Origin of the sequence: Acinetobacter gyllenbergii CIP 110306 = MTCC 11365 (assembly GCF_000413855.1) — a bacterium.
Lineage (GTDB): Bacteria > Pseudomonadota > Gammaproteobacteria > Pseudomonadales > Moraxellaceae > Acinetobacter > Acinetobacter gyllenbergii.
The window spans coordinates 91,065-107,953 of record NZ_ATGG01000016.1 but is presented as its reverse complement, the minus strand read 5'-3'; the positions used below and the strand labels follow the sequence as shown (position 1 = coordinate 107,953).

Here is a 16,889-nt window from a genome sequence, read left to right as displayed (position 1 = left end):
TTGTGCTCCTAGATCGTTCAGATAATCCACACTGGTATAAACAACGGTATTTGTGATGGTTTCACCGCTATCTTTCCATGAGCATTAGGACTGAATACCAAAAGCTGTATTTAATGCAAACCATGGACCACCACTATCTCCACGTACGCAACGCAAAGTACCTAAGCCTGAGGTATGGTTAGTGCCTGCTCCACTTTGAGTATTGCTAACGACTATATAGGTGTTACCACCGTTATGATTTGCTCCTGTAATTGATATTACCTCACCTTTGTATCAATGCTGAATTTGTTGGTGAAGTTTGTCCAAGGTGACAAACATAAGATCCCTTTACTGTTCCACTTTTTACTACTGTACTGGTTCTATTGCGTTTGCCTGTTAAAGCACGGGCAGGGGATGTTGTATCGGCGTAAAATTCTGGTACAGCCTGTTGGGCTGTGGTTGAACCTGCTTTCATAAAGGCAAGATCCATTGCTGTATCATTACGATACATACCTGTAACTGGTGAAATTGCATATTGAGTTCCATCTTTGTCTTTATAATTTAAAGGAGTTGATGAATTAATACAGTGACCAGCTGTAATTACACCGAGTTTACCTGTTGAGTTTCTTTTTGCTGTAAAGCCTGTCATACAATGATTGCTGCCAGAATTATTGACTAACCAAGAACCACCACGGGTTTTAGTCGGTTGAATCCCTGTTGGAATTTCAGATAATTCCACTTGCATATTAAGTAATTTTTCTAGGGCCAGTTGACCGATTTGTTTTAAGGATTTTACATAGATTAAGGCTTTTGCATTTTGCTCATCATCCACAATCATTTCGACGGTTGGATAGGCTTGTTTAATGGCTGAAAATGATTGTTTAAGTTGATTGACGCGTTGTTGCTTGGTATTTGTAGCTCCTTGAATCAAGCTAATCGGTGCACTTACACCACGTTCAATGGCTCTATATGCCGACTCAACTTCAGTTTCAGTTAAATTGGCGAGTTTCCTAACTTGGATACGCTCTTGAACATTTTCATTTTTTAAAAGTTTGATGCTGCTATCAGGCTTTTTTCTAATTTAAAAATCTGTTGAGGATGGTTGTTACCTACAACATTTATTTTTAAACCAAAGTCTGAACCATTATCAAAATAGATGCCTGAAAGAACATTTTTATATTGATCATTTAAACTGGCGACTTGATTATTTGTATCATGCATAATTAATAATCTTCGCATCGCCTCATCTAAGGTGACGCCATAAGAGGCTGCATAATGTTTTGCATCAAACGCTAAGGTCTCTGCGACATTCATTACTGGTTTTGCAATATTATCTGCTGCAAGTGTATGGGTGGACATAAAGATAATCAAGAGGCTGCTTAATCGTTTATTAAATCTCAATTCCTTGTACTTAAATCTCATTGTTATCTCACTATAATTATTTTGAAATTTGAAACTAGCATATGATTTTATCTGATTCTAATCTTCGATATTTAGATTGTTTATCATAATTTTATTCAAGTTTTTGATGTTTGTATAAAAATAGGCTTTTAAAAGAATTGTTTTATTGTGTAATTAAACATTTGATACGGTTTTAATTGTTTAAAAAAGCTGATCATATTTTCGCCCAATAAGACCAACATGTTTTACCTATAAAACAGAACAATAATTGTATAAACCAATCCTCGTTTTGCACGACTTGAAGTGGCTTAATAATAAGCATTTAAACACTTTGAAAAACATAAATTGCTTCATTATTTCATTGCTTATTTTATTGAAAATTAAAGTTTTTTTGGGGTCTATACGAAGTCTTTGAAATTGGTTCCTAAAAGAGTGGTGAAATTGGTACTCGTCTTTTTTTGAATTATTTATCAAAGTGGATGCTAAGGCGACTCTAAAGATATTTAAAAAGGGATGTGCAAGACAATGAGAGTGAATGCAGAGCGATTATGGCAAATGCTCATGGAAATGGCAAAAATTGGTGCGACGGATCAGGGTGGCAATACCCGCTTAGCACTCAGCGATGAGGATATTGCGGGTCGAGCTTTATTGTTGGAGTGGGCGGACAAAATTGATCTTTCTGTACATTACGATGAAGTCGGAAATTTAATCTTACGTCGTTCTGGCCTAAATGATACTGCCTTGCCGATTGTGATGGGAAGTCATTTAGATACTCAACCTAAGGGTGGTCGCTTTGATGGAATTTATGGCGTGCTGGCGGGTATGGAAGTTTTACAACGTTTAGCCGAAGAGAAAATCACCACCACTCATCCACTCGAACTTGTGGTTTGGATGAATGAAGAAGGTGCTCGTTTTACCCCAGCGATGATGGGTTCTGCGGCTTTTGCAGGAGTCATTCCTAAACAACACATTTATGACAGCACAGATAAGCAAGGCGTTTCAGTTTTTGCGGAATTGGTGCGTACAGGTCAACTTGGTAATTACCCACTGGCTCGTCCATTCCAAGCCTATTACGAAGCCCATATCGAGCAAGGCCCAGTACTGGAAAAAAATGAGATTTCGATTGGTGTGGTGACGGGTGGACAAGCGATTCTCTGGTTAGATGTTGAAACCAAAGGTCGAGCAGCACACGCAGGCACCACGCCAATGAATCTGCGTAAAGACACCATGGTCGGTACGGCTGAAATGATTGTGGCTTTAGAGCAATGTATTTTGGAGCAATTCCATGAAGGTCTGGTGACTTTTGGTGAAATGCAAGTGGCGAATTCATCACGTAATACCATTCCTGGTCAGATTCAGTGGACCATTGACTTACGCAATCCTGATGATGCCCAGCTCAAAGCGATGGAACAAGCAACGCACAAACTATTGCATTCACTCGCAGCACAACGAGATTTAGAGATTAACATTTCACAACATTGGTTAAGCCCAGCGACTTATTTTGATCGCACTTGTGTTGCAACCGTACAAGATGCGGTGGACAGCTTGGGATATAGCAATCAGACCATCGTCAGCGGTGCAGGCCATGATGCAATCAACATTGCTAAACACTGCCCAACCACCATGATTTTTATTCCATGTATCAATGGGCTGAGCCATAACGAAGCAGAAGACATTTATGCGAATGACGCTGCACAAGGTGCCGATGTATTGCTGAATGCCATTCTAAATTACGACAAACAACATGCTGCGCAAGATTCATCAGCGCATGCAGCAACTATTTAACGATTATAGCCAAGAGCAAAATGTAGGAAATGCAGACTTCTAACAGAAGTACTGCGAATATTGAGGACGGACAACAATGAACTCTAAATTACCAGTAGAAATTGATATTCAAGATATCTGGCAAAAAGATAAAGACCATGTAATTCACCCATGGACCGATTTTTCGACATTTAAAGACGAAGGTTCTTTAATTATGTCTAAAGGTGAAAATGTCTATGTTTATGATGCACATGGCAATAAATACCTAGATGGTATCGGCGGCTTATGGTGTGTCAATGTCGGCTATGGACGTAAAGAAATTGCAGATGCGGTTGCTGAGCAAATTATGCAATTGCCTTATTACTCTCCATTTGGACATCAAACCACTGCACCAGCAGCAAAGTTGGCGGCCAAACTGGCAGAGTTAGCACCGGGTAACTTAAACCATGTGTTCTATGGTTGTGGTGGTTCGGTTGCCAATGATACCGCTGTGCGTTTGATTCATCATTATTTTTATCAAATTGGCAAGCCATCTAAGAAAAAGCTGATTGCACGTAAAGATGCGTATCACGGCAGTACTTATATCAGTATGACGTTGACTGGGATTGAAGCGGATCATGTGGGGTTCGAAATCCACAATCAACTGGTTCATCATGTGTCATGCCCGAACCCATACCGTAAGCCTGAATCTCAATCGATGGAAGATTTCTGTAATGAAAAAGTGCAGGAACTGGAAGATACGATTTTGGAGTTAGGCCCAGATAACGTTGCAGCATTCTTTGCTGAGCCGATTATGGGTGCAGGCGGTGTGATTGTTCCACCTGAAGGTTACCATGCAAAGACCTTAGCCGTGTGTAAGAAGTACAACGTGTTGTATGTGTCTGATGAAGTGGTGACTGCATTTGGTCGTTTGGGGCATATGTTTGCTTCAGAGGCGGTATTTGGCATCGTTCCAGACATCATTACCTGTGCCAAAGGTCTCTCTTCAGGTTACTTGCCATTAGGTGCAACCATTATTTCTGATGAAATTTATGATGCGATTAGTAAGCCACACCACGAAGGTGGTCTGTTAACCCATGGTTTTACTTATTCAGGTCATCCTGTGAGCTGTGTTGCAGCACTTAAAAATATTGAAATCATTGAAAAAGAAAATATTTGCGAGCATGTGCAAGACATGGGCGCTTATTTCGAAGAACAGTTAAAAACCTTGGCTGATCTTGAAATTGTCGGTGAAGTGCGCGGCAAAAAATTCATGATGTGTATTGAAAACTTACGTAATAAACAAACCAAAGAGCTATTTGATCGCTCAGTGGGTGTTGGAAAACGTATTGCCAATCATTGTCAAAAATTAGGACTGATCGTGCGTCCGGTTGGTCACATGAATGTATTGTCTCCACCACTGATCTTGACCCGTGAGCAAGTTGATTTTGCCGTGAAGACTTTACGTCATGCAATTCAAAACACCATTCAAGAGCTTAAAGCCGAAGGGCATTTATAAACTGAAAGATCATTGTTTATTTCCTATCGCTTCAACTTGCCCTTAGGGGTGAGTTGAAAGTCTCAACCTAAAAATAGGGTGAGGTGAAATAAAAGACATGGACCGAGATGACTAAGTCATAAAGGTTTAGACCGTTGTGGAGTCGTTCTGAAGTAATTGCTGTCAGAGCACTTTAAATGGATGGATGAGCTGAAGGCGAGCAAGCAGATGAAGAATTATATCAATGGACAGTGGCTGGCAACCACAGGTACAGCGCAGATTGTGCTGATCAACCCGAATAATGAAGAGCAGATCCTTCATTATACTGCTGCTTCTACACACGATGTTGATGCGGCGGTCAATGCTGCCAATCAGGCGCTCGATGCGTGGAGTACGACCACGCCTCAACAACGAGCAGCATGGCTAAACAAAATCGCTGACCAGCTAGAAACTGAGAAAACTCGACTGATTGAACTTTCGCATCAAAACAATGGCAAGTCATCTGAGCAGGCGCGGGTGGATGTTGAAAATAGTATCAAATGCTATCGCTATTATGCAGATTTAGTACAAAACATGGCGTTTAGTCAAACCACACAATGTGAAGATGGGACTGAACTGACCCATCAACAGAACCCTGTGGGTGTGGTTGCACTGATTACGCCGTGGAATTTTCCGTTAATCACCAGTGCATGGAAAATTGCACCTGCGCTAGCAGCGGGTTGTAGCATTGTTTTTAAACCGTCTGAACTGGTGCCATTACCTGAATATGCCTTTACTGAAATTTTAGATCAAATTCAGTTTCCTCCAGGGGTGTTTAACCTGATTCTTGGGGATGCTGTTGCAGCGCAACATTTAGTGGTGCATGCGGATGTACAAAAAGTCTCATTTACGGGCAGCACTGAAGTTGGAATTCATGTGATGCAGGCTGCCGCGCCTTCTGTCAAACGTGTGACTTTGGAACTGGGTGGAAAATCACCGATTTTAATTCTCGAAGATGCCGATTTAGATGAAGCAGTCGATAAAGCTTTAGGTGGAATGTTCTATAACAGCGGTCAAATGTGTTCTGCGACCTCACGCTTATTCGTGCATCAATCTATTGCTAAGGCTTTCTATCAAAAATTGAAATTAGCTGTGGAGTCGATGCAGCTTGGCACGGACCTTATAGGACCCTTGGCGATGGGGCCGATGACCACAGAAAAGCAATTCAAGAAAGTGCATGAATATTTAAATATTGCACAACAAGAGAAACTTCAATCCTTGATTGATTTGAATCAAATTGCTCTTCCAAACAAAGGTTTCTTTATCAAGCCGCATGTCTTTATTGATGTGCCTACTGACAGTCGATTGTGGAAAGAAGAAATTTTTGGTCCTGTGATGTGTTGCCGTAGTTTTGCAACCGAAGATGAAGCAGTGCGTCTCGCCAATGATTCTGAGTTTGGCTTGGCTGCAACCATCATCACGGGTTCTGTGGAGCACGGTAAAAAAATTGCTAAACGCTTGCGTTCTGGTCATATCTGGATCAATTCACATCAAATGATTCACCCCGGTTCATTATGGGGTGGTTTCAAAAAGAGTGGCATTGGTCGTGAACTCGGTGAGTCTGGCATTCAAAGTTATTTAGAGGAAAACGTCATTACGATTTAACCCATTTTAAACAGGTTATTGGATCGAGAAAGGGACTTCTCTTTTCAATACAACGCCGATTCGGTGAAAAACAATGCACTAAATAAGAGTTTGCATTGATGTAGGAGAAATATGCATGGAAAGCGAGAATAATCGGAAAGGACTTTCACTTTGGCAAGTCGTTGTCATTGGTGTGGCCTATATGGCACCCGCAACGGTATTTGATACCTTTGGTATTATTTCCAGAGTGACAGAAGGACGTGTCCCACTGGCCTATGTTTTGGCGTTAATCGCCATGCTGTTAACGGCTTTCAGTTATGCTCGTTTTAGTAAATTATCGCCAAAATCAGGTTCTGCCTATACCTATACCACGGAGACCTGTGGCAAGACCGCTGGCTTTTTTGTGGGCTGGTGTTCTCTGATTGATTATCTGCTGATTCCATTGGTCAATGTGCTATTGGCATCGTTTTACCTGAATGCATTAATGCCAGATATTTCCTATACCGGATGGGTGCTTATCATGGTGGGGCTGCTAACCCTGATTAACAGTTTCCGCATCAATATTCTCGCCAATTTTAGTTTCGTATTTATTGCTGCCACGATTGCAATGATGTTGGTGTTTATCTTTTTGGTGGTCACGGGCATTGGTAATTCTCACGGCTATGGCAGCGTGATGACGCTCACACCACTGTTTAATGGTAATCCTGAATATCTGACTTTACTCACAGGCGTCTCACTGGTTTGTTTCTCATATTTAGGCTTTGATGCTGTTTCTACCTTGGCCCATGAAAGCAAGAATCCAACCAAGACCATTCCGCGCGCAATCATACTCACCACGGTATTGGGCGGGATTATTTTTATTACCGTCTCTTGGTTTGTGCAATTGTCTTTCCCATCTCTGGAACAGTTTAAAAATCCAGATGAAGCTTTACCTGAAATTGCATTGTATGTCGGTGGGGTATTCTTCCAATCTGCATTGTTGACGGTACAAATTATGAATGCATTTGCATCAGGTTTGGCCTCACATGCCAGTGCATCTCGGCTGCTTTATATCATGGGACGCGATGGGGTATTCAACCAAAAAGTTTTTGGTTCTGTGAATGCTAGATTAGGTACACCTTTATATTCGATCTTTTTTGTCGGCATGATTTCTTTGTTGGCGATTGTCGTAGATTTAGCAACAGTGGTGAGTTTGGTGAGTTTTGGTGCCTTGATCGCCTTTACCATGGTGAACTTTTCGGTCTTTATGAAATTTTTCGTGATCCGCAAAGAACGAACTGGATTTAAAAATATTTTCTTTAATTTATTGCTGCCACTGGCCTCAGTGCTGTGTTTGTTAGGGTTGTGGTTACACCTCGAAAAATCAGCATTGCAGTTTGGTGGAATATGGCTCGTCACAGGTATCTTGCTACTACTCTATAAAAAAATGAGAAAGCAGCCGATCTCCTTTGGTGCAACCACCTAATCAAATCGAAGATTTGCTGAGTTAAAAATTTATTGCTAAGGATTTAAAAGTTGTGGAAAAACAGGATATGCAACAGAAAATGAACACACCGAACCAAGATGGTTTTCAAATGCCGGGTGAATGGTCACCTCAAGAAGCTGTATGGATGATTTGGCCTTACCGTACTGATAACTGGCGCGCCAATGCTCAACCTGCTCAACAGGCTTTCGCTCAAGTTGCTGCGGCAATTGCTCAAACCACACCTGTATTTATGGCAGTTCCATCCGCTGAAATGGATAAAGCACGTCAAACGATGCCAGAACAGGTGACATTGGTTGAAATGGAAAGTGATGATGCGTGGACACGTGATACGGGGCCAAGTATTGTCAAAAATGCTGCAGGAGAGCGAAAAGGGATTAATTGGGTGTTTAATGCGTGGGGTGGAGAGAACGGTGGTCTGTATTTTCCATGGGATCAAGATCAATTAATTGCCCAAAAGATTTCAGCACGACATGAGCTTGAAACCTATTCGACTTCTCTCATTTTGGAAGGTGGTGCCATTCATGTCGATGGCGAAGGGACGTTGTTGACGACCTCAGAGTGTTTGCTTAATCCAAACCGAAATCCAGATCTGACTCAGACTGAAATTGAAAATACCCTTAAAGAATGTCTGGGTGTAAGCCATTTTATCTGGTTACCGGAAGGTGTATTTAATGATGAAACCGATGGACATGTCGATAATATGTGCTGTTTCGTCCGTCCGGGTGAAGTGGCACTGCATTGGACCGATGATCCTAATGACCCACAATATAAGCGATCTGTTGCTGCATTAAAGGTGCTTGAAAGTACCCCAGATGCACAAGGGCGAAATTTAAAAGTGTGGAAGTTGCCTTCACCGGGGCCTTTATATGCCAGTGAAAATGAAACGATTGATGTTGAAAAGGGCAATGCGATTGAACGTTTTGAAGGTAATCGTTTAGCGGGCTCCTATGTGAATTATCTGATCAGTAATCGACAGATCATCTTTCCTTTATTAGATGAAAGAACGGATGAGGAAGCTAAAGCATGGTTCCAGCAAATGTATCCTGATTATTTAATTACGGGTGTTCCTGCACGTGAGATTTTATTAGGCGGTGGTAATATTCACTGTATTACCCAGCAGATCCCAGCATAAATGCATTCTAGACAGCTATCTATTTGTATAGCTGTCTAGAACAATCTAAGTCTCTATTCAATTGGGCTTAACTGGCAAGTTTTAAGGTAATCACACCCGTGACAATGACACCGACATAAAAAAACTTTTCAATGCTTTTCCGTTCACCCCAAAAGAAAATACCCATTAAAATGGTGCCGATCACACCGATACCTGTATAAACAGCATAGGAAATCGAGACATCAATAGTTTCCATTGCGAGATGTAATAAAAAAAGCGAAGAAGAAAGAGACAGAAGATAGAGTGGGATCGCCGTTCTGTATTTTTTATGAATCAGATCACGAATACTTTTGACTACAAAAATCTCTAACAGCCCTGCAGCAATTAACAGCAACCAACCCATGAACTAGTCTCCAATTTGCTTTAATTTAACAACGCCAATGATGATCATCACAATTGCCAGCACTGAAATAAAATTCACTGGGTTTTCTATAACATAGGTGTCAAAAACAAAGGTGCCTAAGGTGCCGAGCACCACAAAAAAAACATAAGCATAAGAGGGCTTCATTCTTTTTGCTGCTAACAGTAAAAACAGGAAACTTCCGACAATAAAGAAAATCGTAAATGACCATTCAAATAAGTTTCGAGAATACTTCAGACCAATGGCCCAAAGTATTTCGAATGAACTCGCAATGAATAAATATAACCAAGCCATAAAAACTCACCGTAAGTAGATTAATGAACAAATAAGCAATCTAGATAGATGCTATTTGGGAATTTGTTGGGTAATACAATGAATATTTCCGCCACCTAATAAGATTTCTCTCGCAGGTACGCCAGTAATTTGATAATCGGGATACATCTTGTGGAACAAAATATAGGCTTGATCATCGGTTCTTTCATCTAATAAAGGAAAGATAATCTGTTGATTGCTGATCAGATAATTCACATAGGAGCCCGCTAAACGATTGCCCTCAAAGCGCTCAATGGCATTGCCTTTTTCAACGTCAATGGTTTCATTTTCACTGGCATACAAAGGCCCTGGCGCGGGTAATTTCCACACTTTCAGTTTTCTGTCTTTTGCATCGGTAACGGACTCAAGGATGTCTAATGCTTGCCTTGAACTTTCATATTGTGGATCATTAGGATCATCTGTCCAATGTAAGGCGACTTCGCCTGGACGGACGAAACAACACATGTTGTCGATATGCCCATCGGTTTCATCGTTATACACGCCCAATGGTAACCAAATAAATTTTTCAACGCCGAGCAAGGTGGAGAGTTCATATTCAATCTGAGCCTGCGTCATTTCTGGATTCCGATTGGGATGGAGCAAACACTCGGCTGTTGTTAGTAATGTCCCTTCACCATCTACATGAATCGCACCACCTTCTAAAACCATGCCTGATTGATGTAATGGGATGGAATGAAATTGAGCAACTTGGTTGGTGACCTCAAGATCTTTATCCCAATTGGAATATAAGCCGCCATTTTCGCCCCCCCATGCATTAAAAACCCAATCGACAGCGACATTGTTTCCTGTGTGATCTTGAACAATGGTTGGGCCTGTATCACGCATCCATGCATCATCACTCTCCATTTCAACTAAGGTGACATGTGCGGGAATCGTCGCTTTTGCTTTATCCATTTCAGCATGGGGAACAGCCATAAACACAGGTGTGCTTTGAGATATAGCTTCAGCAACTTTGGCAAAAGCTTGCTGTGCAGGTAATGCACCTAGTCTCCAGTTATCAGTACGATAAGGCCAAATCATCCAAACACATTGTTGTGGCATCCATTCAGCGGGCATTTTATATATATGATTTTTCATTTGCTTAAACGTCATATCAGATTTCATTGATCTGATATTAGTTCAGATATTTTGAATGTTAAATAAAGGAGCTATCAGTTTATTTGAAATCTCAAGGTTTAAATGCTGCTTAGATTACATATTTAAAGTGCAATAATAAATAAAATGAATAAAGATATGAATGAGTTGCTGGGAGTTTGGGCGCGCATAAAAACAGCATTTATTCTATAAATAGCGAAAAAAAATTATAAATAAATGGCCTAAACTGTATAAAAAATAAAGAAAATAGAACTATTTCCCTCTCACCCATATGGAGGGGGAGAATGCATTTACTGACAGAGCAGAAACAATGACGGCGGATTGTATACATTCATAATGTGTACAAAAACGATTTATCGGTTATCACAATCTGATTGTGAACTGAATAGCAGTTTGGATTGGATATTCTAGCATTATGATCAATATGTATATGTGGTCTATTTATGTTTTATTGAATGGATTTTGAGTTTTATATTCAATCTTAAAATAAATTTATAATTTTGTCCTAATCTGTTTTTATTTTGCGTTTAATTTGTTAGATCGGCACTTAGAGGGTTTTATTATATAAAGAAAAGACTGTTTTGTTAATTTATTAGGTTTTTTATGTCCACTTCCTTGGGGTAATTTTTAATATGATCTTCCTTTTGCTCTAGAGAATTGATAGTGAAGAAATGGGTATGTAAGAACTGTGGTTTATATAAGAAAGTTATTCCAAGTAGTATTAAGTCAGGACGAAAAGTTTTTTTTATACATGACGCTGATAATATCGGTAAGCCAAATAAAATAATAAGTAAAGGGACAGTTGTTAGCCGTAATCAAGATGTTTTGATCATACTGAGTGAAGGCGTTTTATTCATGATTAAAGACAGCGATGTCTATCCGGAAGATGCACCTGTATATTTTGTTTATAACATGTTTGGCACTTGCGAATGTTAAGCAGGTTATTTGCTTTATTTTAGTTAAAATTATGCTGTTTATATTGATAGAAATTGGCACAAAAAGTCAAAATAAAGATGCAACGTCAAGATAAATCATAGGTCATCTATATAATGATCAGGAAAGCGGTCCCGAAAATTATATGAATAAGCTGCTCATAGCGTGCTATTCAGGTTTTGATTTAAATCTGAGCGAAGTTGGCTTTTATATCACCTAGTTTTCGGGTGAGACGATGAGAAGGATGATGTGAATGCCAAAATTTGTTGTAATGAAACAAAGCTTTAATGCACCAGTAGATCTTATTTTTCATCTTTTTTCTAAACACCAAACCTTTAATACGGTTTTATGGCCCTTGCAATCAGTTGTGATTAAAACCGCTACGGATGATCATAATACAGATGGTGTGGGTTCAATACGAAAGATGGGCTTCGGTGTATTTAAACCGATTCAAGAACAAATCATGAAAAGTTTGCCCAATCAGATGATTGAATATCAAATGCTAAAAAATTGCTTATTCAGTTATCATTTGGGTCGGTTGGAGTTTGAAGAATTAGATGGGCGTACACATTTGACCTATACCATCTGGTTAGAGAGCAAAGTCCCATTGCTTACAGAAATAACCTTGATGAAGTTGAAGACATCGGCAAACCATGGGCTAAAGAAAATTGCAGCTAAAATTAACCAGTTTCAAATTAAAGCCTTATAGTGAAGTGAGCATCTAATAAAAATAGAATACAACATAAGTTTGATCAGGATAGGCTACAGTCACGGTAGGATCAGAAAATCAACAGATGTGGAGTGCTATTGTGTTCAAGGAGAAAGCAATGGATGTAATGGGTAAGACGATCATTATTACGGGGGCTTCAAGTGGAATCGGAGAAGAGGCTGCAATGCAACTGGCGCAAGCGGGAGCAACGGTTTGCCTGATTGCACGTCGTTTAGATGAGTTGCAACGCATTCAAAGCAATATTCAGGCACAAGGTGGACAAGTCTCCATTTACCCAGCAGATCTGACGGATGTAGAACAAGCGCAAAGCTGTATTGCTCAGATTTTAGCTGAACATCAAAAAATTGATGTTTTAGTCAATAACGCAGCGCGTTCGATTCGACGCCCGATTCTTGAATCACTTGATCGTCTGCATGACTATACCCGTACCATGCAGATTAATTATTTTGCCGCAGTGAATATGACACTACACCTATTACCTCATTTCTTGGCTAACGGTTCTGGGCATATTGTCAATATTTCGACCATGTCTACACAAGTGCCGATTCCCTTATTCTCGGCTTATTTGGCCAGTAAATCTGCATTAGAATCTTTCTCGCGTTCCTTGTCGATGGAACTGAAAGGCAAAGGCATTGATGTCAGTATTGTATATTTTCCAATGGTCAGAACACCGATGTCATCTAAGACAGCAATTTACAAACATATGAAAATGTTGGATACACCTGCCGCTGCAGGCTGGATTGTGAAAGCGATTCAAGAAAAATCCTATCGTGTTAGCAGTAAATCAGGTCTGGTTGCCAATGCGTTATTAAATACAGCACCGACATGGATGATGAATCTGTCACGTCCTTTATTTGATGCGATGGATAAGCGCTTAAAGAATAAATTAAAGACCGATCAGCCATCTTCATGAAGTCAGATTAAAATGAATGCTGGCTATAAAAAAGCAGCTTTGGCTGCTTTTTTATGCTCTAGATTTAATAAATAAATTTTGAGATTTTATCTGCACTCTGAATCACCGTTTCGGCAATTTCATTTCTAAAATAATGTTCATCATAACTGCCTAAAGGGCAACTCACTGATAACACTGCCGCCATTTTTTGGGTGGACTGTTTGAAAATTGGTGCAGCACAAGCCGCCATATCGTGATTGTAATGCCCCCAACTGACCATAGAGCGTTGAGTTTTGACAAAACTGAGGCGTTGTAACAGTTCTTTAAGATTTTTGGGTGTGAGTTCTGAGAATGTCTCCCATTGATTAAAGTTTTTATAGCGATCACGTATTTCTGTTTCACTAAGATCTGCCAGCATCATTTGCCCAATCACGGTGGCATGCGCAGGCCAACGCGTACCAAGACCAATGTTACTGGTAAAGGTACCATTGGATTGAATGTTGTTAATGAAAACAATATGGGTGCCTTCCAAAATGGATAAATGCACAGCCAGTTGAGTTTGATCACGCAGCTCTTTCATCAAGGGTGTGGCTAAATCCAATAAGGATTGTTTGGCCAAACTATTAAAGCCAAGTTCCATCACCTTTGAATCGAGTGCATAGGTTTTTTGTGAGGCTTTGCGTAAAAAGCCGCATGATTCCAGTGTATAGATCAGTCGAAAGGCACTGGAACGGTTGACATCCAGAACTTCGGCAATTTCAGTAATGGTCATTTCTTGGGTTTGTTGATTAAAGGCTTGCAGAATTGCCAAGCCACGCACTAAGCCAGGGACTAAATAGCGATCATCATTTTTTGTGAGTTCAGATTCTTGAGAGTCTGTTTCAATGCTTGAATTCATCAGTTTAATTTTCCTACAAAAAACGCAAATCATAAAAATTTAATTTTCTTAGGATTCCTATTCTAACTGCAAAGCATAAAGAAAAGATAGTTTTATATATAAAACAAAATTTCTCAAGCAAAACGTAAGATAATGTGTAATAAATATCAAATTTATGATTTTTAACGATTTATATTGTTTGACATAAAAAACAGCATAGGAGTATTCTTTATTAAAGTTTGTTATATCAAATATTGTTTTATATATAAAACAAATGAGGATGCAAGGATGAGTTGGATCTCAGTTTGTCAGCAAGACGACGTTACCGAAGATGAGCCGAAAGCTATCGAAGTCGACGGTAAGAAAATTGGCGTATTTTTCATTGATGACAATTATTTTGCCATTGAGAACGTTTGCCCACATGCTTTTGCCTTACTTACAGAGGGCTTTATTGAAGATCAGACCGTGGAATGCCCATTACATGAGGCCATTTTTGATATTCAAACCGGTGCGTTGAAAAGTGGACCAGGATGCCGTGATCTATGTACTTATCCAGTACGTGTTGAAGGGCAGGACGTTCAAATTCAACTATAAGTCTTATTTATAAGGATGGAATCTCATGGAAACATTTAATAAGAAGCTAGCGAACTGGATTCATGCCACGCCAGCGACTGAAGCAGGGATGAACAATATTCAGATACCAGGTCAAGCAGAGCTTCTGGTCTGGCAAACACGTTATAAAGTGCCAACGGCCTATGAACAGGATTTTGTTCAATATCTCATCAAAGCCTTTTCTACAGGCATCACAGAACTTACAGATTTAGTGCAGTCTTTAAATCAGCAAGGTTTTCGTTGCGAATCGGGTGAGCTGTGGACTTCTGAAACCTTCTCAGAAGAAATGCAACGTTTAGGTTATTAATTCAAGGAAGAATAGTGATGAACGCAGCAGTATCAGTGACACCGAGTGTAGAAGAATATTTGGATTTGGGTTTACGTGACCAATGGCATCCCGTGCTGGCAAGTTGGGAAGTGGCAGCCAATCCTGTCGGGATTACTCGTTTAGGCGAAAATATTGTGGTTTGGCGTGATGCAGAAGGTCAGGTTCATGCCTTAGAAGATCGCTGTCCGCATCGTGGCGCACGTCTCTCTTTGGGTTGGAATCTGGGTAATCGTGTGGCGTGTTGGTATCACGGTGTCGAAGTTCGCCATGATGGCGTGGTAGAAGATGTGCCTGCGGTGCATGATTGTCCAATGAAAGGCACTTCATGTGTCAAAAGCTATCCAGTGATTGAGCAGCATGGTGCCATTTTTATGTGGTTCGGCATTGATGCCAATGAAGCACCGAAGTCACTGGATTTTCCTGAACAACTGGCAAGTGAAGAGTGGAGTTCGTTCTTGTGTCAGGCGGACTGGAAAGTAAACCATCAGTACGCGATTGATAATGTGATGGATCCAATGCATGGCAGCTATTTGCATTGCACCTCACACTCAATGGCGGAAGGTGACCGTACTGCAGAAATGAAACACCGTTCGACGTCAAATGGTTTTATTTTTGAAAAAGAAGGCCAGGTCGGTGTGAATTTTGACTGGGTTGAATATGCCAATACCGGTGCAAGCTGGTTACGTCTCTCAATTCCGTATCGTAAGGATTTTGGCCCAGGTGGTGAGTTCTGGATTGTGGGTTATGCAACGCCAATTGATGCTAACAATACCCGTGTATTTTTCTGGCGCTGCCGTAAAGTCAGCGGCTGGCAACGCAATGTTTGGCGTTTCCTTTACCGTAACCATTTAGAAAAATTGCACTGGGATGTGTTGGAGCAAGATCGCATTATTTTAGAAAATCTTGCACCGAATGCCCGTCAACATGAATTTCTTTATCAGCATGATGTTGGTCTTTCTCGTTTACGCCGTTTAATGAAAAAAGAAGCGGAAAAACAGTTAAAGAAAATTGCAGCATTGAATACCTCAAATCGTATTGAAATGCAGGAACAAGTTCATGGTTAATGTCGCATTGTTGCAGGACAAAAAAGTCCTTGTCACAGGTGCGGCAAGAGGCTTGGGTCGAGACTTTGCACAGGCGATTGCGGAAGCAGGTGCGCATGTGGTGATGGCTGATATCTTGACTGATCTGGTGCAACAAGAAGCTGTTGCTTTGCAAGCACAAGGCTTAAAGGTTAATGCGGTAAGCATTGATCTGGCCAATGCAGAATCAATCCAGCAGGCAGTACAGCAAGCAGCTGAACGCATGGGCGGCATGGATGGTTTGGTGAATTGTGCGGCACTGGCAACCAATGTTGGCGGTAAAAGCATGATGGATTATGACGCTGACCTTTGGGATCGGGTCATGAACATCAATGTCAAAGGCACGTGGTTGGTGACCAAGGCATGTGTGCCTTATCTAAAGCTGTCTCAGGCTGGCAAGATCATTAATGTCGCTTCGGATACCGCTTTATGGGGCGCACCGAATTTGATGGCTTATGTGGCGAGTAAAGGGGCATTGACTGCGATGACGCGTTCCATGGCCAGAGAGCTTGGGCCATTCAATATCTGTATTAACACGCTATCACCGGGTTTAACCCTCGTTGAAGCAACAGAATATGTGCCGCAGGAACGTCATGATTTATACGTGAATGGGCGTGCGATTCAACGTCAGCAATTACCGCAGGATTTGAACGGAACAGCCCTTTATTTACTGTCAGAGTTGTCCTCATTCGTGACTGGACAAAATATTCCAGTAAATGGCGGTTTTGTCTTTAATTAAGGAGTC

Annotated in this window: 18 protein-coding genes; 12 read left to right on the top strand and 6 right to left on the bottom strand. The window is 40.7% G+C overall.

From position 1 onward, the window contains the following. Window positions 1-262: 262 nt before the first annotated feature. Together F957_RS21895 and F957_RS21890 are read right to left on the bottom strand one after the other, a co-directional pair. Window positions 263-910: a chymotrypsin family serine protease gene (locus tag F957_RS21895; RefSeq protein ID WP_016541061.1), complete on the bottom strand. Its 648-nt coding sequence runs from the start codon at window positions 908-910 to the stop codon at window positions 263-265. 113 nt (window positions 911-1,023) lie between these two features. Next, complete coding sequence (locus tag F957_RS21890) at window positions 1,024-1,338, bottom strand: hypothetical protein (protein ID WP_016541062.1); 315 nt, start codon at window positions 1,336-1,338, stop codon at window positions 1,024-1,026. Window positions 1,339-1,905: 567 nt separating this feature from the next. Here F957_RS21890 and F957_RS09845 point away from each other — a divergent pair. The 5 genes from F957_RS09845 (at window position 1,906) to aguA (F957_RS09865) (ending at window position 8,862) form a co-directional block, all read left to right on the top strand. Beyond that, window positions 1,906-3,165: a Zn-dependent hydrolase gene (locus F957_RS09845; protein WP_016541063.1), complete on the top strand. Its 1,260-nt coding sequence runs from the start codon at window positions 1,906-1,908 to the stop codon at window positions 3,163-3,165. A 76-nt stretch (window positions 3,166-3,241) separates the two neighbouring features. Continuing rightward, window positions 3,242-4,642, top strand: coding sequence for an aminotransferase (locus F957_RS09850; protein WP_004808078.1), 1,401 nt, complete (start codon window positions 3,242-3,244; stop codon window positions 4,640-4,642). A 207-nt stretch (window positions 4,643-4,849) separates the two neighbouring features. Continuing rightward, window positions 4,850-6,265 (top strand): aldehyde dehydrogenase family protein, encoded by a 1,416-nt coding sequence (locus F957_RS09855; protein WP_016541064.1) that lies wholly within the window; start codon window positions 4,850-4,852, stop codon window positions 6,263-6,265. A gap of 115 nt (window positions 6,266-6,380) precedes the next feature. Next, window positions 6,381-7,709, top strand: a complete 1,329-nt coding sequence (locus tag F957_RS09860; RefSeq protein ID WP_016541065.1) for an APC family permease — start codon at window positions 6,381-6,383, stop codon at window positions 7,707-7,709. Between the two features lie 67 nt (window positions 7,710-7,776). After that, entirely contained in the window at window positions 7,777-8,862 is a 1,086-nt protein-coding gene (aguA, locus tag F957_RS09865) for an agmatine deiminase (protein ID WP_016660361.1), read from the top strand. Between the two features lie 67 nt (window positions 8,863-8,929). Here the strand turns inward: aguA (F957_RS09865) and F957_RS09870 are convergent, their stop codons facing one another. The 3 genes from F957_RS09870 to aguA (F957_RS09880) are packed head-to-tail and all read right to left on the bottom strand — an operon-like array spanning window position 8,930 to window position 10,699. Then, window positions 8,930-9,244, bottom strand: a complete 315-nt coding sequence (locus tag F957_RS09870; RefSeq protein ID WP_016541067.1) for a DMT family transporter — start codon at window positions 9,242-9,244, stop codon at window positions 8,930-8,932. Window positions 9,245-9,247: 3 nt separating this feature from the next. Then, window positions 9,248-9,556 carry a DMT family transporter gene (locus tag F957_RS09875; protein ID WP_016541068.1) on the bottom strand — a complete coding sequence of 103 codons (309 nt, stop codon included), beginning with the start codon at window positions 9,554-9,556 and terminating at the stop codon, window positions 9,248-9,250. A 51-nt stretch (window positions 9,557-9,607) separates the two neighbouring features. Then, the gene (aguA, locus tag F957_RS09880) at window positions 9,608-10,699 is read right to left on the bottom strand and encodes an agmatine deiminase (protein WP_016660360.1); all 1,092 of its coding nucleotides are present in this window, start codon (window positions 10,697-10,699) and stop codon (window positions 9,608-9,610) included. 654 nt (window positions 10,700-11,353) lie between these two features. On the opposite strand from aguA (F957_RS09880), the gene F957_RS09885 reads away from it, so the two are divergent. From F957_RS09885 to F957_RS09895, 3 genes are all read left to right on the top strand, one after another. After that, window positions 11,354-11,626: a hypothetical protein gene (locus F957_RS09885; RefSeq protein WP_016660359.1), complete on the top strand. Its 273-nt coding sequence runs from the start codon at window positions 11,354-11,356 to the stop codon at window positions 11,624-11,626. Window positions 11,627-11,876: 250 nt separating this feature from the next. Further along, window positions 11,877-12,332, top strand: coding sequence for an SRPBCC family protein (locus tag F957_RS09890; protein WP_016541070.1), 456 nt, complete (start codon window positions 11,877-11,879; stop codon window positions 12,330-12,332). A gap of 118 nt (window positions 12,333-12,450) precedes the next feature. After that, entirely contained in the window at window positions 12,451-13,266 is an 816-nt protein-coding gene (locus F957_RS09895) for an SDR family NAD(P)-dependent oxidoreductase (protein ID WP_016541071.1), read from the top strand. A 64-nt stretch (window positions 13,267-13,330) separates the two neighbouring features. On the opposite strand, the gene F957_RS09900 is transcribed toward F957_RS09895, so the two are convergent. Further along, a complete protein-coding gene (locus F957_RS09900) occupies window positions 13,331-14,143 on the bottom strand; it encodes an IclR family transcriptional regulator (RefSeq protein WP_016541072.1) in 813 nt (270 codons plus the stop codon). Between the two features lie 267 nt (window positions 14,144-14,410). Here F957_RS09900 and F957_RS09905 point away from each other — a divergent pair, with 267 nt between their 5' ends. The 4 genes from F957_RS09905 to F957_RS09920 are packed head-to-tail and all read left to right on the top strand — an operon-like array spanning window position 14,411 to window position 16,883. After that, on the top strand, window positions 14,411-14,716 hold the full coding sequence (locus tag F957_RS09905) for a non-heme iron oxygenase ferredoxin subunit (protein ID WP_004652920.1): 306 nt from the start codon (window positions 14,411-14,413) through the stop codon (window positions 14,714-14,716). Between the two features lie 25 nt (window positions 14,717-14,741). Continuing rightward, complete coding sequence (locus F957_RS09910; protein ID WP_016541073.1) at window positions 14,742-15,041, top strand: recombinase-like helix-turn-helix domain-containing protein; 300 nt, start codon at window positions 14,742-14,744, stop codon at window positions 15,039-15,041. Window positions 15,042-15,058: 17 nt separating this feature from the next. Beyond that, the gene (locus tag F957_RS09915) at window positions 15,059-16,126 is read left to right on the top strand and encodes an aromatic ring-hydroxylating oxygenase subunit alpha (RefSeq protein ID WP_016541074.1); all 1,068 of its coding nucleotides are present in this window, start codon (window positions 15,059-15,061) and stop codon (window positions 16,124-16,126) included. Beyond that, window positions 16,119-16,883: an SDR family oxidoreductase gene (locus F957_RS09920; protein WP_016541075.1), complete on the top strand. Its 765-nt coding sequence runs from the start codon at window positions 16,119-16,121 to the stop codon at window positions 16,881-16,883. Before F957_RS09915 ends, F957_RS09920 begins: the two co-directional genes overlap by 8 nt. Window positions 16,884-16,889 lie beyond the last annotated feature (6 nt).

Coding starts and splice junctions, on each gene's coding strand:
- F957_RS21890 (WP_016541062.1), bottom strand. CDS start 1,338: ATGTCCACCCATACACTTGCAGCAGATAATATTGCAAAACCAGTAATG.
- F957_RS09845 (WP_016541063.1), top strand. CDS start 1,906: ATGAGAGTGAATGCAGAGCGATTATGGCAAATGCTCATGGAAATGGCA.
- F957_RS09850 (WP_004808078.1), top strand. CDS start 3,242: ATGAACTCTAAATTACCAGTAGAAATTGATATTCAAGATATCTGGCAA.
- F957_RS09855 (WP_016541064.1), top strand. CDS start 4,850: ATGAAGAATTATATCAATGGACAGTGGCTGGCAACCACAGGTACAGCG.
- F957_RS09860 (WP_016541065.1), top strand. CDS start 6,381: ATGGAAAGCGAGAATAATCGGAAAGGACTTTCACTTTGGCAAGTCGTT.
- aguA (WP_016660361.1), top strand. CDS start 7,777: ATGCAACAGAAAATGAACACACCGAACCAAGATGGTTTTCAAATGCCG.
- F957_RS09870 (WP_016541067.1), bottom strand. CDS start 9,244: ATGGGTTGGTTGCTGTTAATTGCTGCAGGGCTGTTAGAGATTTTTGTA.
- F957_RS09875 (WP_016541068.1), bottom strand. CDS start 9,556: ATGGCTTGGTTATATTTATTCATTGCGAGTTCATTCGAAATACTTTGG.
- aguA (WP_016660360.1), bottom strand. CDS start 10,699: ATGAAATCTGATATGACGTTTAAGCAAATGAAAAATCATATATATAAA.
- F957_RS09890 (WP_016541070.1), top strand. CDS start 11,877: ATGCCAAAATTTGTTGTAATGAAACAAAGCTTTAATGCACCAGTAGAT.
- F957_RS09895 (WP_016541071.1), top strand. CDS start 12,451: ATGGATGTAATGGGTAAGACGATCATTATTACGGGGGCTTCAAGTGGA.
- F957_RS09900 (WP_016541072.1), bottom strand. CDS start 14,143: ATGAATTCAAGCATTGAAACAGACTCTCAAGAATCTGAACTCACAAAA.
- F957_RS09905 (WP_004652920.1), top strand. CDS start 14,411: ATGAGTTGGATCTCAGTTTGTCAGCAAGACGACGTTACCGAAGATGAG.
- F957_RS09910 (WP_016541073.1), top strand. CDS start 14,742: ATGGAAACATTTAATAAGAAGCTAGCGAACTGGATTCATGCCACGCCA.
- F957_RS09915 (WP_016541074.1), top strand. CDS start 15,059: ATGAACGCAGCAGTATCAGTGACACCGAGTGTAGAAGAATATTTGGAT.
- F957_RS09920 (WP_016541075.1), top strand. CDS start 16,119: ATGGTTAATGTCGCATTGTTGCAGGACAAAAAAGTCCTTGTCACAGGT.